Source organism: Duganella margarita (assembly GCF_009857535.1).
Taxonomy (GTDB): Bacteria; Pseudomonadota; Gammaproteobacteria; order Burkholderiales; family Burkholderiaceae_D; genus Rugamonas; species Rugamonas margarita.
On the sequence record NZ_WWCS01000004.1, the window covers coordinates 206,439 to 224,131 of the forward strand.

At 63.7% G+C, this 17,693-nt stretch carries 20 protein-coding genes; 6 read left to right on the plus strand and 14 right to left on the minus strand.

Annotated elements, in window-relative coordinates:
• Nucleotides 1–7: 7 nt before the first annotated feature.
• The 6 genes from grpE to GTP55_RS08145 all read right to left on the minus strand — a co-directional run bounded on the left by grpE (nucleotide 8) and on the right by GTP55_RS08145 (nucleotide 6,061).
• Nucleotides 8–559 carry a nucleotide exchange factor GrpE gene (gene grpE / locus GTP55_RS08120; RefSeq protein WP_161044433.1) on the minus strand — a complete coding sequence of 184 codons (552 nt, stop codon included), beginning with the start codon at nucleotides 557–559 and terminating at the stop codon, nucleotides 8–10.
• 213 nt (nucleotides 560–772) lie between these two features.
• On the minus strand, nucleotides 773–1,882 hold the full coding sequence (gene hemH / locus GTP55_RS08125) for a ferrochelatase (RefSeq protein WP_161044434.1): 1,110 nt from the start codon (nucleotides 1,880–1,882) through the stop codon (nucleotides 773–775).
• Nucleotides 1,883–1,914: 32 nt separating this feature from the next.
• Complete coding sequence (locus tag GTP55_RS08130) at nucleotides 1,915–2,163, minus strand: hypothetical protein (protein WP_161044435.1); 249 nt, start codon at nucleotides 2,161–2,163, stop codon at nucleotides 1,915–1,917.
• Nucleotides 2,164–2,231: 68 nt separating this feature from the next.
• Nucleotides 2,232–3,884, minus strand: coding sequence for a DNA repair protein RecN (gene recN, locus GTP55_RS08135; RefSeq protein ID WP_161044436.1), 1,653 nt, complete (start codon nucleotides 3,882–3,884; stop codon nucleotides 2,232–2,234).
• A gap of 28 nt (nucleotides 3,885–3,912) precedes the next feature.
• Nucleotides 3,913–4,821, minus strand: coding sequence for an NAD kinase (locus GTP55_RS08140; protein WP_161044437.1), 909 nt, complete (start codon nucleotides 4,819–4,821; stop codon nucleotides 3,913–3,915).
• A 133-nt stretch (nucleotides 4,822–4,954) separates the two neighbouring features.
• Nucleotides 4,955–6,061, minus strand: a complete 1,107-nt coding sequence (locus GTP55_RS08145) for a DUF3667 domain-containing protein (RefSeq protein ID WP_161044438.1) — start codon at nucleotides 6,059–6,061, stop codon at nucleotides 4,955–4,957.
• 130 nt (nucleotides 6,062–6,191) lie between these two features.
• Here GTP55_RS08145 and GTP55_RS08150 point away from each other — a divergent pair, with 130 nt between their 5' ends.
• The 3 genes from GTP55_RS08150 to gloA are packed head-to-tail and all read left to right on the plus strand — an operon-like array spanning nucleotide 6,192 to nucleotide 8,234.
• Nucleotides 6,192–6,431, plus strand: coding sequence for a hypothetical protein (locus GTP55_RS08150; RefSeq protein ID WP_161044439.1), 240 nt, complete (start codon nucleotides 6,192–6,194; stop codon nucleotides 6,429–6,431).
• A gap of 16 nt (nucleotides 6,432–6,447) precedes the next feature.
• The gene (locus GTP55_RS08155; protein WP_161044440.1) at nucleotides 6,448–7,788 is read left to right on the plus strand and encodes a PQQ-dependent sugar dehydrogenase; all 1,341 of its coding nucleotides are present in this window, start codon (nucleotides 6,448–6,450) and stop codon (nucleotides 7,786–7,788) included.
• Nucleotides 7,789–7,826: 38 nt separating this feature from the next.
• Complete coding sequence (gene gloA / locus GTP55_RS08160) at nucleotides 7,827–8,234, plus strand: lactoylglutathione lyase (protein ID WP_161044441.1); 408 nt, start codon at nucleotides 7,827–7,829, stop codon at nucleotides 8,232–8,234.
• On the opposite strand, the gene GTP55_RS08165 is transcribed toward gloA, so the two are convergent.
• The 6 genes from GTP55_RS08165 to GTP55_RS08190 form a co-directional block, all read right to left on the minus strand.
• A complete protein-coding gene (locus tag GTP55_RS08165) occupies nucleotides 8,235–9,131 on the minus strand; it encodes an SDR family oxidoreductase (protein ID WP_161044442.1) in 897 nt (298 codons plus the stop codon).
• Between the two features lie 11 nt (nucleotides 9,132–9,142).
• A complete protein-coding gene (locus GTP55_RS08170) occupies nucleotides 9,143–9,877 on the minus strand; it encodes an SDR family oxidoreductase (RefSeq protein WP_161044443.1) in 735 nt (244 codons plus the stop codon).
• Between the two features lie 287 nt (nucleotides 9,878–10,164).
• A complete protein-coding gene (locus GTP55_RS08175) occupies nucleotides 10,165–11,499 on the minus strand; it encodes a TolC family outer membrane protein (protein ID WP_161044444.1) in 1,335 nt (444 codons plus the stop codon).
• A gap of 98 nt (nucleotides 11,500–11,597) precedes the next feature.
• Nucleotides 11,598–11,921, minus strand: a complete 324-nt coding sequence (locus tag GTP55_RS08180; RefSeq protein ID WP_110845424.1) for a rhodanese-like domain-containing protein — start codon at nucleotides 11,919–11,921, stop codon at nucleotides 11,598–11,600.
• A gap of 12 nt (nucleotides 11,922–11,933) precedes the next feature.
• Nucleotides 11,934–12,587, minus strand: a complete 654-nt coding sequence (locus GTP55_RS08185) for a protein-L-isoaspartate O-methyltransferase family protein (protein ID WP_161044445.1) — start codon at nucleotides 12,585–12,587, stop codon at nucleotides 11,934–11,936.
• 169 nt (nucleotides 12,588–12,756) lie between these two features.
• The gene (locus GTP55_RS08190) at nucleotides 12,757–13,401 is read right to left on the minus strand and encodes a TetR/AcrR family transcriptional regulator (RefSeq protein ID WP_161044446.1); all 645 of its coding nucleotides are present in this window, start codon (nucleotides 13,399–13,401) and stop codon (nucleotides 12,757–12,759) included.
• 227 nt (nucleotides 13,402–13,628) lie between these two features.
• Between GTP55_RS08190 and GTP55_RS08195 the strand changes: the two genes are divergently transcribed.
• The 3 genes from GTP55_RS08195 to GTP55_RS08205 all read left to right on the plus strand — a co-directional run bounded on the left by GTP55_RS08195 (nucleotide 13,629) and on the right by GTP55_RS08205 (nucleotide 14,672).
• Entirely contained in the window at nucleotides 13,629–13,835 is a 207-nt protein-coding gene (locus tag GTP55_RS08195) for a hypothetical protein (protein WP_161044447.1), read from the plus strand.
• Nucleotides 13,836–13,894: 59 nt separating this feature from the next.
• Nucleotides 13,895–14,122, plus strand: a complete 228-nt coding sequence (locus GTP55_RS08200) for a hypothetical protein (RefSeq protein ID WP_161044448.1) — start codon at nucleotides 13,895–13,897, stop codon at nucleotides 14,120–14,122.
• Nucleotides 14,123–14,276: 154 nt separating this feature from the next.
• Nucleotides 14,277–14,672, plus strand: a complete 396-nt coding sequence (locus tag GTP55_RS08205) for a VOC family protein (RefSeq protein ID WP_161044449.1) — start codon at nucleotides 14,277–14,279, stop codon at nucleotides 14,670–14,672.
• On the opposite strand, the gene GTP55_RS30195 is transcribed toward GTP55_RS08205, so the two are convergent.
• Both GTP55_RS30195 and GTP55_RS08215 read right to left on the minus strand, forming a co-directional pair.
• Nucleotides 14,673–16,289, minus strand: a complete 1,617-nt coding sequence (locus tag GTP55_RS30195; protein ID WP_161044450.1) for a methyl-accepting chemotaxis protein — start codon at nucleotides 16,287–16,289, stop codon at nucleotides 14,673–14,675.
• A 251-nt stretch (nucleotides 16,290–16,540) separates the two neighbouring features.
• Entirely contained in the window at nucleotides 16,541–17,662 is a 1,122-nt protein-coding gene (locus tag GTP55_RS08215) for a serine hydrolase domain-containing protein (RefSeq protein ID WP_202423621.1), read from the minus strand.
• Nucleotides 17,663–17,693: the final 31 nt, after the last annotated feature.

The window sequence follows — 17,693 nt, forward strand, 5'->3', positions numbered from 1 at the left end:
TTGCAAATTATTTCGCTTGCGCGGCAGTGACAATGGCCGGACGCAGCAGGCGGTCGGCGATCATATAACCCTTTTGCAACACGGTCACCACGGTATTGGCTTCCTGGTCGGCAGGCACCACGGCCACGGCCTGGTGCTTGTTCGGGTCCAGCTTGTCGCCCTGCGCCGGTTCGATGGCGATCAGGCGGTTGCGTTCGAAGGCGGCCGACAGTTGCTTCAGCGTCATTTCCACGCCTTCCTTCAACGATTCCAGCGTCGGCGCTTCGACTTTCAGTGCCATTTCCAGGCTGTCCTTGACCGGCACCAGTGCTTCGGCAAAACTTTCGACGGCAAATTTATGCGCCTTGGACACGTCTTCCTGCGCGCGGCGGCGGATGTTTTCGCCGTCGGCTTTGGCGCGCATGAAGGCGTCATGCATTTCGGCCAGCTTGGCTTCGGTCTCGGCCAGCTGCTGTTCCAGCGATGGCAGACCGCCTTCCGGGGTCGATGGCGGGGCCGACGCAGCGGCTGCTGCCGCCTCTGGATTAGGGGGTACGGCTTGGTTTTCCTGATCTTGCATCTAGAGACTCCTACGATCGTATTTGTTTGATATGACTTGTATTACCGCTGTGGCATCAAATGGGGCGATAACCTACGATTTCAAGGGTTATTTGAACCTGCCATTTCGACAACGTTAAGTTTGCATCAGGCGGCTATTTTAACAGGCTGGCACTCGTCACCCGCAAGTGCTGATTATCGGGTGACGGTGGGAAGGCGGGGGGAATGTTGCTTTTCAGTCGGCGGCGCCGCGCTGCAGGGCGGCGCTGCGGGCCACTTCTGCATCTTTTTTCAGCAGTTCGCGTTCGGCCGGCGCCAGCTTGGTCGGCCAGCCGATGATGTGCTGCTCGGCGACTTCGGTCAGCGCGGCGATCCAGGAAGGCGCGTCGTTCAGGCATGGGATGTAGTGGAACTCTTTGCCGCCATTGGACTCGAAGTCGTGCCGCACTTCCATCGAGATTTCCTCCAGCGTTTCCAGGCAGTCGCTGATGAAGCCGGGGCAGATCACGTCCAGCCGCTTGACGCCGTCGCGCGCCAGCTGCGCCACGGTCGGCGCGGTGTATGGCTGCAGCCACTCGGCCTTGCCGAAGCGCGACTGGAAGGTGACCACGTACTGGTCCGGCGTCAGCCGGAGGGCAGCGGCCAGCAGCCGCGCCGTCTTCAGGCACTCGCAGTGGTAGGGATCGCCCAGCATCAGCGTGCGCTTGGGCACGCCGTGGAAGCTCATCACCAGCTTGTCCGGCCGGCCGTGTTGGTCCCAGTGGTTCAGCACCGACTGCTGCAGGGCACGGATATAGCCTTCGTGGTCGTGGTAGTTGCGGATGAAGCGCAGTTCCGGAATATTGCGCACGCTGCCGTAGTGCTGGAACACGGCGTCGTAGATCGAACCGGTGGTGGTGCCGGAGTATTGCGGATAGGCCGGCAGCACCAGGATACGATCGGCGCCGTCGGCCTTCAGCTTGGTCAGCACTTCGGGCAACGACGGCGAACCGTAGCGCATGGCCATGGCCACGGTCAGGTCTTCGTGGCCGCGCTCGCCGAGGGCGGCGCGCAGGCCGAGCGCCTGGGCGGCGGTGTTGGTGCGCAACGGCGAGCCTTCGCGGGTCCAGATGGTGGCGTACTTCCTGGCCGACTGGCCGGAGCGGAACGGCAGGATGATCAGGTTGAGGATAAACCACCAGACCGCCCTGGGAATCTCGACCACGCGCGGGTCGGACAGGAATTCTTTCAGGTAGCGGCGCACGGCGGAGCGGGTCGGCTCATCCGGCGTGCCCAGGTTGACCAGGACAATGGCGCTGCGGCCGGTGGTGCCATGCTTGTGGGGAGGTTCTGTTTGGAAGGTCATGAATGGCTTAGGTTGTACCGTAAGCCCGTATCTTAATGTATAAGCCTGATCGTCGCGACCGCAATGCCACCCATCGCGGTGGTCATCCCAAAAGCGGTGAAAATAAACCACTTCACCATTCTGACTTCAAGCTTGTAAATATCCGTACGAAGATGGGCAATGTCCTCTTTGTTGGCCACACGCGCATCCATCTCCTTTAACTGCACTTCCATTCGCACCAACCGCTCCCTCGTCTCATCGGAGGAAGCTCCCAGCTTATCAATCCGTTGCTCGGTATCCATCATCGCCTCCTGTTGTAAAGGGCAATGATCAATCTTAGCGCGTTTAGCCGGCGCTGGACTGAGCCATATCAAGAGGCCAGCAGCTCGCGGGCGTGCTTGCGGGTGGTGGCGGTGATTTCCAGCCCGCCCAGCATGCGGGCGATTTCCTCCACCCGCGATTTGGCATCCAGCACGTCGATGCGTGAGGCGGTCTTGCCGTTGTCCAGCGTGCCCTTGGCCACCTGGAAGTGCTGGCCGGCCTGGCTGGCCACCTGCGGCAAGTGCGTCACGCACAGCACCTGGCGCTCCTGCCCCAGGCGCCGCAGCAAGCGCCCCACCACTTCCGCCACGCCGCCGCCGATGCCGCTGTCCACCTCATCGAAGATCAGGGTCGGCACCGTGGTCGCATTGGAAGTAATCACCGAAATGGCCAGCGAAATGCGCGCCAGTTCGCCGCCCGACGCCACCTTGGCCAGCGAACGCGCCGCCACGCCGGCATGGCCGGCCACCAGGAATTCCACCTGCTCGAGCCCATACACCGCCGGCTCGGCCGCATGCAGGGCCACCTCGAAACGGCCGCCCGTCATATTCAATTCCTGCATCGCCCGCGTGACCGCCTCGCCCAGCGTCGCTGCGGCTTTGGCGCGCGTGGCCGACAGCTTGTGCGCCTCGGCCATGTAAGCCGCCTTCAGCTTTTCCTCCTGCTTGCGCAGGCCTTCCAGATCGCTGGCGTCGGCCAGCTGCAGCAGCCGCGCGGCCAGCTTGGTATGCTCCTCCGGCAGTTGCTCTTCCGGCACGCGGAACTTGCGGGCCGCCGAATGGATCGCATCCATGCGCGCCTCCACCGAGCGCAGGCGCGACGGGTCCAGATCCACCCGGTCCAGGTAATCGTTGAGCGCATACACCGCTTCCTGCAACTGGATGCGCGCCGGCTCGATCAGGTCGACGATCGGCTGCAGGCCGCTGTCGATATCGGCCAGCTTGCCCAGCTTCTGGTTCAGCGACGACAGCTGCGACAGGATCGGATGCTCCTCGGCTTCCGAAATCACTTCCAGCGCCTCCTGCGCGCCTTCCAGCAAACTGGCCGCGTGCGACAAACGGCTCTGCTCATTGCTGACCTCCAGCCACTCGCCCGGCTTGACCGCCAGCTTTTCCAGCTCGTTGACCTGCCACTCCAGCCGCTCGCGCTCATACAGCACATTGGCGGCATTGGTCTCGAACTCCTCCAGCTGCCTGGCCAGCGCGCGCCAGGCCCGATACGCCGCCGCCACCGCGCGCGCTTCGCCCTCGGCGCCGGCCTGGCCGTCCAGCAGCACGCGCTGCGCCTCGGTCTTCATCAGCGACTGGTGGGCGTGCTGGCCGTGGATATCGACCAGCATGTCGCCCAGCTCGCGCAACTGCGCCGCCGTCGCCGCGATGCCGTTGATATAGGCCTTGCTGCGGCCGGCGTTGTCGATTACGCGGCGCAGCAGCGCGCCACCCTCCTCCACCGCGAATTCATTGGCCGCCAGCCAGTCGCGCGCCTGCGCGCTGACGGCGAAATCGGCCGTGATGTCGGCCTTGGCCGCGCCTTCGCGCACCACGCTGGCGTCGCCGCGGCCGCCCAGCGCCAGCGTCAACGCATCGATCAGGATCGATTTGCCGGCCCCGGTCTCGCCGGTGAACACCGTAAAGCCGGCGGAGAATTCCAGTTCGATCGACTCAACGATCACGAAATCACGGATGGACAGGGTACGCAGCATGGAGACCGTTAGTGTGGCGTTAGTGTGGTTAAGCGAGTTTGCCCTCACCGGACGGATACTCATTCCAGTGCAGCTTTTCGCGCAAGGTGTTGAAGTAGCTCCAGCCTTCCGGATGCAGGAAGGTGATCGCATGCGGCGAGCGCCGGATCACGATCTGGTCCTGCGCTTGCAGGCTGGCGAAGGTTTGCATGTCGAAGTTGACGCTGATGTCGCGTCCGCGCACGATTTCCACCACGATCTGGCTCGACTCCGGCAGCACGATCGGCCGGTTGGACAGCGCATGCGGCGCGATCGGCACCAGCACGATGCCGCCCAGCGACGGATGCAGCAGCGGCCCGCCGGCCGACAGGGCGTAGGCGGTGGAGCCGGTCGGGGTGGAGATGATCAGGCCATCGGAGCGCTGGTTGTACATGAACTGGCCGTCGACATCGACGCGCAGTTCGGCCATGCCGGCGCCGGTGCCGCGCATCACCACCACGTCGTTGACCGCCATGCCGACATGGATCGACTCGCCGGCGCGCAGCACATGGCCTTCCAGCAGCGTACGGCGCTCGGCCTGGTAGCTGCCGCTGAGGATGCGCGCCAGTACGTCCAGCATGCCGTCGAGGGGAATATCGGTCATGAAGCCGAGCCGGCCCTGGTTGATGCCGATCAGCGGCACATTGAACGGCGCCAGCTGGCGCGCGATGCCCAGCATGGTGCCGTCGCCGCCCATGACGATGGCGGCGTCGCAGCCGGCGCCGATGCCGGCCGCGTCCATCACCGGCACATCGTTAAATTGCGGCCCGAGGTGGGCGGCGGTCTGTTCTTCAAACACCACCTGGTAGCCGCCCCGGCGCAGGAAATCGACCACGCTGGACACCGACTCGGCGATGCCGTCGGTATTCGGGCGCACGGCCAGTGCGATAGTGTGAAAAACGGCGTGCGTGGCGGTCATAAAAATCTCGGCTTTAGGCTAGGGCAGGAACACGCAGGAGGGTAACCCATATCGCCTGCTTCGGCTATCACCGCTAGCGTCGCCACTGTACATTTAAACAGTATTTAATGCAAGCATCACCCTTAGTGGGCCCTTAGTGGGCCGTCAACGCGCCCAGCGCCCCGGCCGCGCCGAGTGCCAGGCCCACCGCAATCGAGTAGAAAAACATCAGCACCGACCAGCGCAGCAGCGTGCCGGCGCGGCTGCTGTGATACACGCGCCGCATCGCCCACGGCAAATAGCCCAGCAGCCAGCACCACAGCGCAAAGTCGACCACGCCGACCCTGATCACCAGCATCAGGCTGAAGATCAGGAAGGCAAAGGCGTTGGTGTGCAGGGCGAACAGCACGTGTTCGCCAAAGCGGCGGCCGGAACCCATGTAGAGGATTTTCAGGAACAGCGCAAACACCGGCATCAGGCAGAAGATCGCGTACGGAGCGTAGTGGTAGAAGCCGGCCTGCAACGCAGCCTTCTGCTGCTCGCGCGACATCCCCTGCAGTCCTTGCCACTTGTGGCGCAGCGTCTGCCAGCCCTTCTCGTCCAGCCATTGGTCGACCTCGTCGTTGGCCTTCGACTGCGCCGAGGAGGCATGGTCGCCCGGTTCGCTGACGCTGGCCGGGGTGGCCGGCGCCGGTTTGGCGGCTTCCTTAGCCGCCTCTCTGGCCGCAATGCGCGCCGCGATCCCGGCAGCCTTGTCACGCGCGCGGGACTCGGCGCCCTGGTCCTTCTCCATCGCGGCAATGGCGGCCTCGGCGGCTGCGGCGCCTTCGGCTTCGGCCGGATCGTGCGGCGTCAGCGCGCCCAGCTTGCCCACCTGTTTGACCGTCTGCTCGACCATGGCGGTTTGCGCGGTGGTCGCCTCGTCATGCTCGTCCTCGCCGTTGTCGAGGCCATGGCCGCCGAACTTCAGCAGCGCGAAGAACAGCAGGCTGAACGACAGATACAGGCGCAGCGGCTGCACAAAGCGCACCCGGCGGCCGCGGATGTATTCATTGGTGAGCATGCCGGGCCGGAACAGCAGCCGCACCAGCGATCCCCACAGCTTGCCTTCCAGCGCGACGTAGTGACCGACGAATTCATGCAGGAACTCGCGCGTGCTGGCGTGGTGCAGCACTGCTTCCTGGCCGCAGTTGGAACAGTAATGGCCGCTCAGCGGGGTGTCGCAGTTGGCGCAGTTTTCCGGCGTGACAGCAGTACTCATCCAGGTATCCGATCAAGAAATATGGTCTAAATGATAAACGACTTCCAGCTTTAGTTGTCGAAATTCAAGGTGGCGACTGATGCAAAACCAACTCGTTAAGATGACTTACAACAATGTCACGGAGGCCGCCATGAAAGATCAACACGTCAATACCGACGCCAAAACACAAAACGACGGCGTCAAGCGCATGCCGCACGAGCGCGATGAATCACCGGACGGCCAAGGCAACAAGCAGCACACCATTATTGAGCAGGCCGCCAAGGACATCGACAGCGGCATGGTCGACACCGACCTGCACAACCAGCCAGGCGTGCAAAAACCGCGCCCGGACGCCAAAGCCCAGCCGCAAGCCAATACCAAACAAGATTAACCAGGAGTTGCCACCCATGCGTCCGTCCTTCACCGCCCTACCTTTGTTGGTGCCACTCCTGGCGCTTGCACCATTGTGGGCCGCCGCCCAGAGTTACCAGGTCGGCTTCGGCCCCAATCCGCAGTTGCCGGAACCGGCCCGCAAGCTGGTCCCCACCGTCAACATCGCCACCGCGTCGTCGTGGGCGGCACAGGAACAGCCGACCGCGCCGGCCGGCTTCAGCGTGACCGCCTATGCGCGCGGGCTGGAGCATCCGCGCTGGGTCTACGTGCTGCCGAACGGCGACGTGCTGGTGGCCGAGACCAACGCGCCGCCCAAGCCGGACGACGCCAAGGGCGTCAAGGGCATGGTGATGAAGCAGGTGCAGAAGAAAGCCGGCGCGGTCACCGAATCGGCCAACCGCATCACGCTGCTGCGCGGGCTGGACGCCAAGGGCGTGGCGCAAACCCGCACCGTATTTATTAAAGGACTGAACTCGCCATTCGGCATGGCGCTGGTGGGCAAGGATCTGTACGTAGCCGACACCGACGCCGTGCTGCGCTTCCCCTACCAGGACGGCGCCACCAGCATCACCACCGCCGGCACCAAGGTGATGGACCTGCCGGCCGGCACCATCAACCACCACTGGACCAAGAACCTGATCGCCAGCCCGGACGGCAAATTCCTGTACGTCACGGTCGGCTCCAACAGCAACGTGGCCGAAAACGGCATCGATGCGGAAACCGGCCGCGCCGCCATCTGGCAGCTGGAGATCGCCACCAGCAAATCGAAGCTGTTCGCCACCGGCCTGCGCAACGCCAACGGCATGGGCTGGGAACCGCAGACCAAGACCCTGTGGACCACGGTCAATGAGCGCGACGAACTGGGCAACGACCTCGTGCCCGACTACATGACCTCGGTGAAAGAAGGCGGCTTCTACGGCTGGCCGTACAGCTACTTCGGCCAGCATGTGGACACGCGGGTATCGCCGCAAAAGCCGGAACTGGTGGCCAAGGCCATCGTGCCGGACTACGCGCTGGGCGGCCACACCGCCTCGCTGGGGCTGACGTTCTATGAAGGCACGGCCTTCCCGCCTGCGTATCGCGGCGGCGTCTTCATCGGCCAGCACGGTTCGTGGAACCGCAAGCCGCTGAGCGGCTACAAGGTGGTGTACATCCCATTCAGCAACGGCAAGCCGTCCGGCCCGCCGCAGGATTTCCTGACCGGCTTCCTCGACAAGGATGAGAAGGCGCGCGGCCGGCCGGTCGGCGTGGCGGTCGACAGGCAAGGCGCGCTGCTGGTGGCAGATGACGTCGGCAACGTGATCTGGCGCGTGGCGCCGGGTGCGGCCCCGACAGCGCAAACCGCCAGCCGCTGATAAAATCCGTCTTCGGATTTTATCTACAAGGATTTACCATGCGCATTTTGCACACCATGCTGCGGGTCGGCGACCTGCAGCGTTCCATTGACTTCTACACCAACGTCCTCGGCATGAAGCTGCTGCGCACCAGCGACAACCCGGAATACCAGTACACGCTGGCCTTCCTCGGCTACGGCGCCAACCCGGACCACGCCGAGCTGGAACTGACCTACAACTACGGCACCACCAGCTACGATCTGGGCACCGCTTACGGTCATATCGCCATTTCGGCCGATGACATTTACAGCACCGCCGCCGCAGTCAAAGCCAACGGCGGCAACGTCACCCGCGAGCCGGGCCCGGTCAAGGGCGGCAACACCGTAATCGCCTTCGTCACCGACCCGGACGGCTACAAAATCGAACTGATCGAACGCAGCTTCGACGGCCAGGGCGCCGGCCTGTAATTACACCAGGCTGGGCTTGAGCAAGTCGGCGATGCCGATGCGCTCGGCAAACTCGGCGCGCACCCGCTCGGCCACGTCGGTCACCGCCGCGGCGCCGTCGTCGACAAAGTCGGTGATCGAGCGGAACGGCCGGGTGCCGTGCGGCAGGCCGACGATGCGGGCGATGTCGGCCGCCACCGCCGCCGGATCGGCTTCCGGCGGCATCAGCGCGCTCAGCCGCGCGCCGACCTGATCCATCAGCCCCTGATAGCGGGCGTCGTAGGCGGCGCTGGTCGCGGCGTCGGCCGGGTGGCCGGCGTTGGCGAAGTGGTCGGTGCCGGCGGTGAACGCGCCCGGCACCACGATCGCCGTTTCGATGTTGAAGCGCGCCAGTTCATACGCCATCGTCACCGCCATCGAATCCATGGCCGCCTTGGCCGCCGCGTACGGGCCGAGGAACGGCGGGAAGCCGCCGCGCGTGGTGGTGCTGCTGACCCACAGCACCAGCCCCTGCTGCTGCCCACGCAGCACCGGCAACACCGCCTTGTTGACCCGTTGCGCGCCGAGGAAGTTGGTGTCGAACACCTGGCTGATTTCCTCCGGCGTAAACGCCTCGGTCGGGCCGATCACCAGGTGGCCGGCATTGTGCACCACCACGTCCAGCCGGCCGCGCTCGGCGACGATGGTCTGCACCGCGGCGTCGGCCGACGCCTGCGACAGCACATCCAGTTCCACCGCCCGCACATCGGCGCCGTGGGCGAAGGCCCAGTCGCGCAGTTCGCGTACCTTGGCGGCGTTGCGGCCGCCGATGTCGCGCATCGAGGCGTACACCGTGTGGCCGGCCAGCGCCAGCGCCTTGACCGACAGGTGGCCGATACCGGTGCCCGCACCGGTGACCAGAACAATCGATTTGCTCATGACCGTTCTCCTTACACCATGCCGCCGTTGGCGCGCAGCGTCTGGCCGTTGATCCAGCCGCCGTCCGGACCGGCCAGGAAGGACACGCTGCTGGCGATATCCTCGGGCAGGCCGAGGCGTTCCAGCGGCGCCATCTTGGCCAGGCGCTCGACCAGCTCCGGCGATTTACCGTCGAGGAACAGCGCAGTGGCGGTCGGCCCCGGCGCGACGGCGTTGACGGTGATGTTCTTGCCACGCAGTTCCTTGGCCAAGATGGTGGTCATGCCTTCGATGCCGGCTTTGGTGGCCACATACGCCGCGTAGCCGGGCATCAGCGTGCCGACCAGACTGGACGAAAAATTGATGATGCGGCCGCCGTGCTCCAGGCGGGTAGCAGCCTCGCGCATGGTGTTGAAGCTGCCTTTCAGGTTGACGGCCACCAGGCGGTCGAAAGTGTCGTCGTCGGTGGCGGCCAGGTGCGGCAGTTGCGAGGGCATGATGCCGGCGTTGTTGACCAGCACGTCCACCCGGCCCAGCTGGGCGATGGTCTGGTCGAACAGGCCGCGCACGGCGGCGGCGTCGGCCACGTCGGCTTGCAGCGCGATGGCGGTGCCGCCGCCGGCCGTGATGGCGGTCACCACTTTCTCGGCCTCCACCACATTGCCGGCGTAGTTGACGACCACGGCAAAGCCGTCCTTGGCCAGGCGTTGCGCGACGGCGGCGCCGATGCCACGGGATGCGCCAGTGATGATAGCAACTTGTTTCATGGTCTTGCTCCTTCGTTGTCTGGTTGGGATGTGTCTAGTATCCGCCTACCTACGAATGGAATAAAGCCAGGCTATTTGCTTTGACTATGCAATTTAAACCAATAATCAGGGCAAAAAAATGCCGGCTCTCGGCCATCACGCCGCTCAGTCAAGCTGAAATCACATCGTCATTCCCGCAAAAGCGGGAATCCATGGCACGTCTGCGGGGCAAACACGGCATGGGTTCCCGCTTTCGCGGGAACGACGCAGCTTAACTGAACCGCGCCAGGCTCCTGACCGGCATTTCCTTAATGCTGCAGCAGCGCGTTGATCGGCTGCAGGTCTTCTTCCCGCAGCGACCCGGCTGCCGACTTCAGGCGCAGGCCGTTCATGATGGTGTCGTAGCGCGCCTTCGACAAATCCTTCTGGGTCGAATACAGCAGTTTCTGCGCATTCAGCACGTCGATGTTGATCCGCACGCCGACCTGGTAGCCCAGCTTGTTCGAATCGAGCGACGATTTGCTCGACACTTCGGCCGCTTCCAGCGCCTTGACCTGGGCCAGGCCGCTGGTCATGCCGAGGAAGGCCTGGCGCGCGGTCTGCGTGGCCTGGCGTTTGGTGGCTTCCAGGTCGTTGCGGGCCTTGTCTTCCAGCGCGATGTTTTCGCGCACCTTGCTGGTCACGGCAAAGCCGCTGAACAGTGGCACGCTCCAGGTGACGCCGATCGCATTGTTGTTGGCGGTGGTGCCGGGCGCGTTGACGCCAGTGTTGTACTGGTGGGTACGGTTGGCCACCAGATTGACGGTCGGCATATGGCCGGCGCGGCTGCGCGAGATCTCGCGCTTGGCGATTTCCAGGTTCAGGCCGGCGGCAACCACCGAGAAGTTCTGGCTCTCAGCCGAGCTGATCCATGGATCGACGGCGGCAGGCGATGGCGGCTCGATGGTCACACCGGTGCGCAGCGGCGCCAGTTCGCCGGAGGCTTTGCCGATCACCACCGCCAGCGCGGTGCGCTTGTTGTCCAGATCGTTGATGGCGGCAAATTCCTGCGCCACCACCAGATCGTAAGCGGCCTGGGCTTCATGGGTGTCGGTGATGGTCTGGGTGCCGACCTCGAAGTTGCGCTTGGCCGAGGCCAACTGTTCGGTGGTGGCGACTTTCTGCGCCTGGGTCGAGGTCAGGTTGTCCTGCGCCGTCAGCACGTCGAAATACGCTTGCGCCACACGCAGGATTAGATCCTGCTGGGCCTGGGCAAAGGTGGCTTCCGAGGTGGCCTGCACCAGCTTGCTCTGCTGGTAGGTCTGCCAGGCATTCCAGTCGAACAGCGGCTGGGCCAGCGAGACCGTGTAGGAGTTCGAGTGGTATTTGGTGCGCGAGTCGGCCAGGAACAGGCCGAAGGTCGAGTCCGGGCCCGAATTGTAGCTGTTGTTGCGCAGATTGCTGCCGCTGGCCGAGAGGTTCGGCAGCAGGCCGGAGCGCCCCTGGATAATGCGTTCCTCCCCGGCGGCCAGCGAAGAGCGGGCGCTGGCGTAGGTAGCATCATTGGCCAGTGCTTGCTGGTACACCTGGATCAGGTCGGCCGCCTGTGCGTTGAGCGTCAGGAAAGCGCTGGCGATCAGCACGGCGATAAGGGGTCTCTGCATTGCAATCTCCGTTGGAGTCATCAAAAAGTTGAACAAATCAAAAACACTGCTATCGCGGCGCCCTGCTGGCGGCGCTGCCATCGACAGCGCCGGCCACGTTAGTACTTGGCCATCGTGCTATCGACTTGCAGCGCCCAGGCGTGGATGCCGCCGGTCAGGTTGACCATCTTGCCGAAGCCGTTACGCTCCAGGAAGGCGGCCACCTGCATACTGCGCGCACCGTGGTGGCAGATGCAGACAATCGCCGCATCCTCATCCAGGTCGTCGATGCGCGCCGGTATGGTATTCATGGGAATCTGCACCGAGCCGTCGATGCGGCAGGTTTCAAATTCCCAGTTCTCGCGCACGTCCAGCAACATCGGGCTGGGCCGTGCTTCGTCCGCCAGCCAGTCGGCCAGCTCCAGCGCAGTAATCTGCTGCATGGTCCGGCCGCCTCAGAACTGGAACTTCGACGGCGCCACTGCCAGTTCCAACGGCTTGACGTTGGTCTCGAACAGGGTGCGGGTGTCGTAGCCAGCTTCGCCGGTACGGGTGATCAGCTGCGCCTTCATCGCCGGCGCCTGACCGATGATGACGGCCAGACGGCCACCGATTTTCAATTGCTGCAACAACGCTTCCGGCAGCACCGGCAGCGAACCGCCGACCACGATCACGTCGAACGGCGCGCCGCCGGTCCAGCCCTGGGCGCCATTGCCCAGTTCGACGGTGGCGTTGGTGACGCCGTTGTCGGCCAGGTTTTTGTCGGCCAGCGCCTTCAGTTCCGGCGCAATCTCCACCGACGTCACATGGCGCGCCTTGTGCGCCAGCAGCGCGGTCAGGTAACCGGCGCCGGTGCCGATTTCCAGTACCGACTCATGCTTCTTCAGGCCCAGGTCTTGCAGCAGACGGGCTTCGATCTTCGGCGCCAGCATCGCCTCGCCGCCCGGCAGCGGGATTTCGATGTCGGCAAACGCCAGCGCCTTGTGCGCGACCGGCACGAAATTCTCGCGTTTGACTACGTGCAGCAACTCCAGGACTTCCGGGTCCAGGACGTCCCAGGGACGGATTTGCTGTTCGATCATGTTGAAGCGGGCTTGTTCGATATTCATCTGTTGACTCATGTCGGGATTAAATAATCCGTCATTTTATCGTTGAACTGGCATGGAGGCACATATTAACGATTAGACGGCGGGATCGCGGGAAATTGCGACAGTCTGCACTTTCCGGGGGATGAACCTGCGAAAACGGCAACTTGGACGCAAACGGAGCGCGGCGCGGTCACGGTGCGGGCGCCTGCAGGCCGGCCACCGTGGTGGCGATGAAGGTGTCCATGAAGGCTTGCGGCGTGATCGGCGGCATGTCGCAGGTGGGCATATACGAGTGGGTCCACATCATCAGCATCAGCACCGGGGCGATCAGCACCTGGGTCATGACCACCGGATCGACCGGACGGAACTCGCCGCGCTCGATGCCGCGGATCAGCACCTGGGTGATCAGCCGGCTGCCGCGCGCCACCACTTCATCGTTGTAAAACTGCGCCAGTTCCGGGAAGTTATTGCCTTCTGCCAGCATCAGCTTGGTGATGCCGCCCAGCGGCGTGGCCCAGATTTCGGTCCACCAGCGCATCAGCAAGGTGCCCAGCAGCTCGCCGCTGGGACCGTCAAAGGCGGCCGCATCCTGCTCGGCGGCGCCGATGGTCACCACGATATTGTCGCGCACCACCGCCTTGAACAGTTCTTCCTTGTTGGCGAAATACAGGTACAACGTGCCCTTGGACACGCCGGCATGGCGGGCGACATCCTCCAGCCGGGTGGCGGCATAGCCGCGTTCGACAAACTGGTCCAGCGCAGCCGCCAGCAACTCCTGCGGCCGCGCATCCTTGCGGCGCTCCCAGCGTGGCTTGGTGTCTTGAGGGGCTTGCATGGGTGGTGTGAGCGTAACTTACTTATAAGTCATTAATATAAGCGCAAGGGGATGTCTAGTCAAGCAAGCCGGTCAGTCTGAGCGGCGGCGGCGCTGCCTGCTCTTTATAAAAGATGCAACGCATCTTGCACAATTATTAATCAGCCTCATATACTGAGAGTACACCCATGCTGATGCGGTAGCCACTTTGGTTTATGCCAGGCGATATGCAAAACCATGAGGCCAACATGCAAACCTACAATCCCGAAGGCATCGAGGCGTTTCGCGCCTACGCAGTAGCTGCGGCCGAAGAGCACGCGATGGCGCACGAACTGGCCCAGTGCGCCAAGATTGAAAAGTACGGACTGCTCGCAGTGGAGCTTTTCACCCGCGTCAACGCGGCGCGCGCCAACACCCTCGCAGCTTTCAAGGCAGTCGAGCGCTTCAAAAGCTGACTCCCCCAACCAATCTCACCTGAGCAATCATGTACACACGAACTGATGCGGAGATGGCTATGGCGGTCAATCGCGGTATTGCGATTGACTTCAAAAAAGGCGCAGCGAACGCTTGGGCCTACATGAAGTACGTCAACGTTCCGCAGCGGGTCATCCTGCGGGTACTCGCCGAGCCCAGCCTCCGGCGCCCGATGGCGCTTGCTGTGCCGCTCGAAAACAACACTGACGATAGTCATCGAGACGTTTATAGGAATGTGATTCACCTTTGGCGGGCTCCAAGCGCATAACACGCGGCGGCAAGCGGCGCTATCTCTGGTCCCGTGCACGATTATGGCGACCTGTGCCAACCGATAAAAAATTCTCCGCGTGTCGATTTCTTGCGTCATCATTCGTCGTCAGAGGAAGGGACCATTGTCCCGCAACTTTCTACGAGGAGACGTCATGAAACAAGAGATCATCTTCAACCTGCCGGTCAAGAACCTGGACAAGTCCAAGGCCTTCTTTACCGCGCTCGGCTTCAGCACCAATCCCCAATACAGCAATGAGCAGGCGGCTTTCATGGACATCGTCGGCGGCGTGCACATCATGCTGATGACCGAGGGCTTTTTCCAGTCCCTGATCAACAAGCCGGTGATCAATGCCACCGAGGCCAATGAAGTCATCATCTGCCTGATGTGCGACAGCCGCGAGGAAGTCGACAGCCTGATCGCCAAGGCTGCCGCCGGCGGCGCCCGCATCCCGCATCCGCCCGAAGACCACGGCTTCATGTACGACCAGGGCTTTGAAGACCTCGACGGCCACCTGTGGAACCTGGTCTGGACGGCGCCGCAGCACTGATTACGCGTGGGCCAGCCGAGGACGGCTAACCGGGCGTGAGGCGCCGCTGCGGGGTGCGGCGCTGCGTTGAACACCACCGCCGTCCAGCTTGAACGCGGCTACCGACTCGGACAGGCGCGCAGCCTGCTCCGACAGCGACGCCGACGCGGCGGCCGCCTCTTCCACCAGGGCGGCATTCTGCTGCGTGGTCGCGTCCAGCGTGGCGACCGCCTGGTTGATCTGGCTGATGCCCAGCTCCTGCTCGTGGCCGGCGGCGCTGATTTCCACCATGATGCCGGTGACGCGCTCGATGCTGGCAACGATCTCGCCCATGGTGGCGCCGGCTTCACGCACTTGCGCCACGCCGCCGTCCACCTGCGTGACCGATGCGCTGATCAGCGCCTTGATGTCCTTGGCGGCGTCGGCGCTGCGATGCGCCAGGCTGCGCACTTCGGACGCCACCACCGCAAAGCCGCGGCCCTGTTCGCCGGCACGGGCGGCTTCCACCGCCGCGTTCAGCGCCAGGATGTTGGTCTGGAAGGCGATGCCGTCGATCACGCCGATGATGTCGGCAATCCGGGTCGAGGCGGCGCGGATCGATTCCATGGTGTCGATGACATTACCCACCACTTCACCGCCACGCGCCGCCACCCGCGACGCTTCCTGCGCCAGTTCGTTGGACTGGCGGGCGTTCTCGGAATTCTGGCGCACGGTGGAAGTCAGTTCTTCCAATGAGGAAGCGGTTTCTTCCAGGCTGGCCGCCTGTTCTTCGGTGCGGCCCGACAGGTCGAGGTTGCCGGTGGCGATTTCAGCGGTGGCGGTGGCGATGCTGGCCGCGCCGTTGCGCACCGACAGCACGGTGGCGGCCAGCTTGCTCTGCATCCCTTCCAGCGCGCGCATCAGTTCGGTCATCTCGTCGTTGCCGCGCACGTCGATGCGGTTGGACAGGTCGCCGTCTGCCATGCGCGCAAAGTGCGTCACCGATTCACGGATCGGCACCAGGATCGAGCGCAGCAGCGATACGCCCGCCACCAGCATCAGCACCAGGCCGCTGGCAATCGCGCCGCCGGTCAGCCAGCGCTGGCTGGCATACAGCGCCTGGCTGGCATCGTATTGCCTGGTGTTGGATTTGCTCTGGAATTCGTTCAGCGCCTGTGCGCTGTCGGACAGTTTGGCAAACAGCGGCTGCATCACCGTCATGGTGATCTTGTCGGCCAGCACTGCATCCTTGGCGTTGAGCGCGCGCACCAGCGGCAGGAAGCCCTGGTCGGCGAAGGCCTTGCGGTCCTTGTCCATCTGGTCGGACAGGCGCTTCTCTTCATCATTCTGCGGCAGCGCCAGGTAGCGTGCCCAGGCCTTGTCGGACGCCGTCATAAAACTTTCGGCGCGCGCCAGCGTTTTGCCCGAATCCGGCAGTTCCGGGTGCATGGTCACGCGGTCCAGCGCCAGGCGCGAACGGGCCAGCGCCAGTTGCGATTCGCCGATGGCGATGGCCGACGGCATGGTGTTGTCGTTGGCGTCCTGCAGGCTGAGGTTGACTTTCTGCATGCCGTACAGGCCGCTAAGACCGGTGATCACAATCAACAGCCCCAACAGAGCCATGGTTGCGATGAGTCGGAATTTGATGGTGACTTTCATGATAACGCTCCAATACCTATGCCAACTGTAACCGCGTTATGGGGAGTGCGCGTGGCGAACTCGGGCGGACAGGACGGCAGCGTAGTGGCTGCGTTAGAGGAGAAGAAACGAGGATCTGGTTTCGACAGCGGCGGATGAATTTCCGTATGGAACTAATTCTACGCCGATCACGTGACAATTGGAAAGAATTTCTTAACTTGCAATCTGCATGGCGCCGGCGGCGTCACGCGGACGCCACACCGGCCACGGCACTAAGCGCCCGGCGCCTTGCGGTAACGCATTGGATTAAACCCCGCATACGCGGCTTCGGTCAGCGCGCTGGCCAGCAGGCCCAGCTTGCGGTGGTCGTAGCTGCTGTTGTTGAACACCACCACGTTGACGTCGTCGGCCAGCACACGGCGCGCCACCAGGCGGAAGCCGCCGTTGGAGCCGTCTTCCCACGCGCACTCGCGCGGCTGGCCGGCGATGCCCGACAACTGGGTGCGTCCGCCCAGCGCGTAGTGCTGCTCCTGCCGGTTGACCCGCAGCAGCGTGGCGCGCGAGGCCGGCGTCAGGATGCTGCCGCCCAGCACGCCGTTCATCAGGAACAGCATGTCGGTGGCGCTGCTGTAGAAGCCGCCGGCCATGGCCATGTAATCCGGCACCGGACTGACATTGCGGGTCCACGGCGGCGTCTGCGCGGACGGCGTGTAGCCCAGCGCCATGCCGGCCACCTTGTCGGAATCGCCGCTGAAGATGCCGCTGTTGTGCAGCTGGAGCGGCGCCAGCAGCCAGGCCGACACGCACTCGCGGTACGCCTGGCCGCTGACGTGCTCGACGATCGCCTTGACGATCAGCCAGTTGGAATGCGAATAGTCCCACTCGCTGCCGGGCTTGAAGCGCAGTTCGCCACTGGCGTAGCGGCGCACCGCCTCCATCTGTTCCAGCGGCTGGTCGCGCATTTCCGGGTGCGCCTTGCGCGCTTCCAGGATCTCGTTCGGCACGCCGCTGGTATGGCTCATCAGATGACGCAGCGTGAGACGGGCACCGGTGTCGGCGCGGTAGTCTGGCAGGTAGCGCGTGATCGGCTCGTCCAGCGCCAGCTTGCCCATGTCGACCAGCTTCATCACCACCATGGCGGCGATCCATTTCGACACCGAGCCGGTTTCAAAGCGCGTGTTCAGCGCCATCGGCGTGTTGGCCTGCGGATTGGCGCTGCCGACCGCGTTGGTGTACCACACTTCCGGCCCCAGGCTGACCGCCACCGTGCCGTTGAAGTCGTAGTAATCGGCCAGCACCGCGTCGTAGCGCGCTCCCTGGTCCGAGGCAAAAGCAGGCACCACACGGCCCAGGGCCACCGCCCCGGCCAATGCAAGACATTGACGACGATCCACAGCAAGCTTCTCCTTAAAATCGATCGCAGCA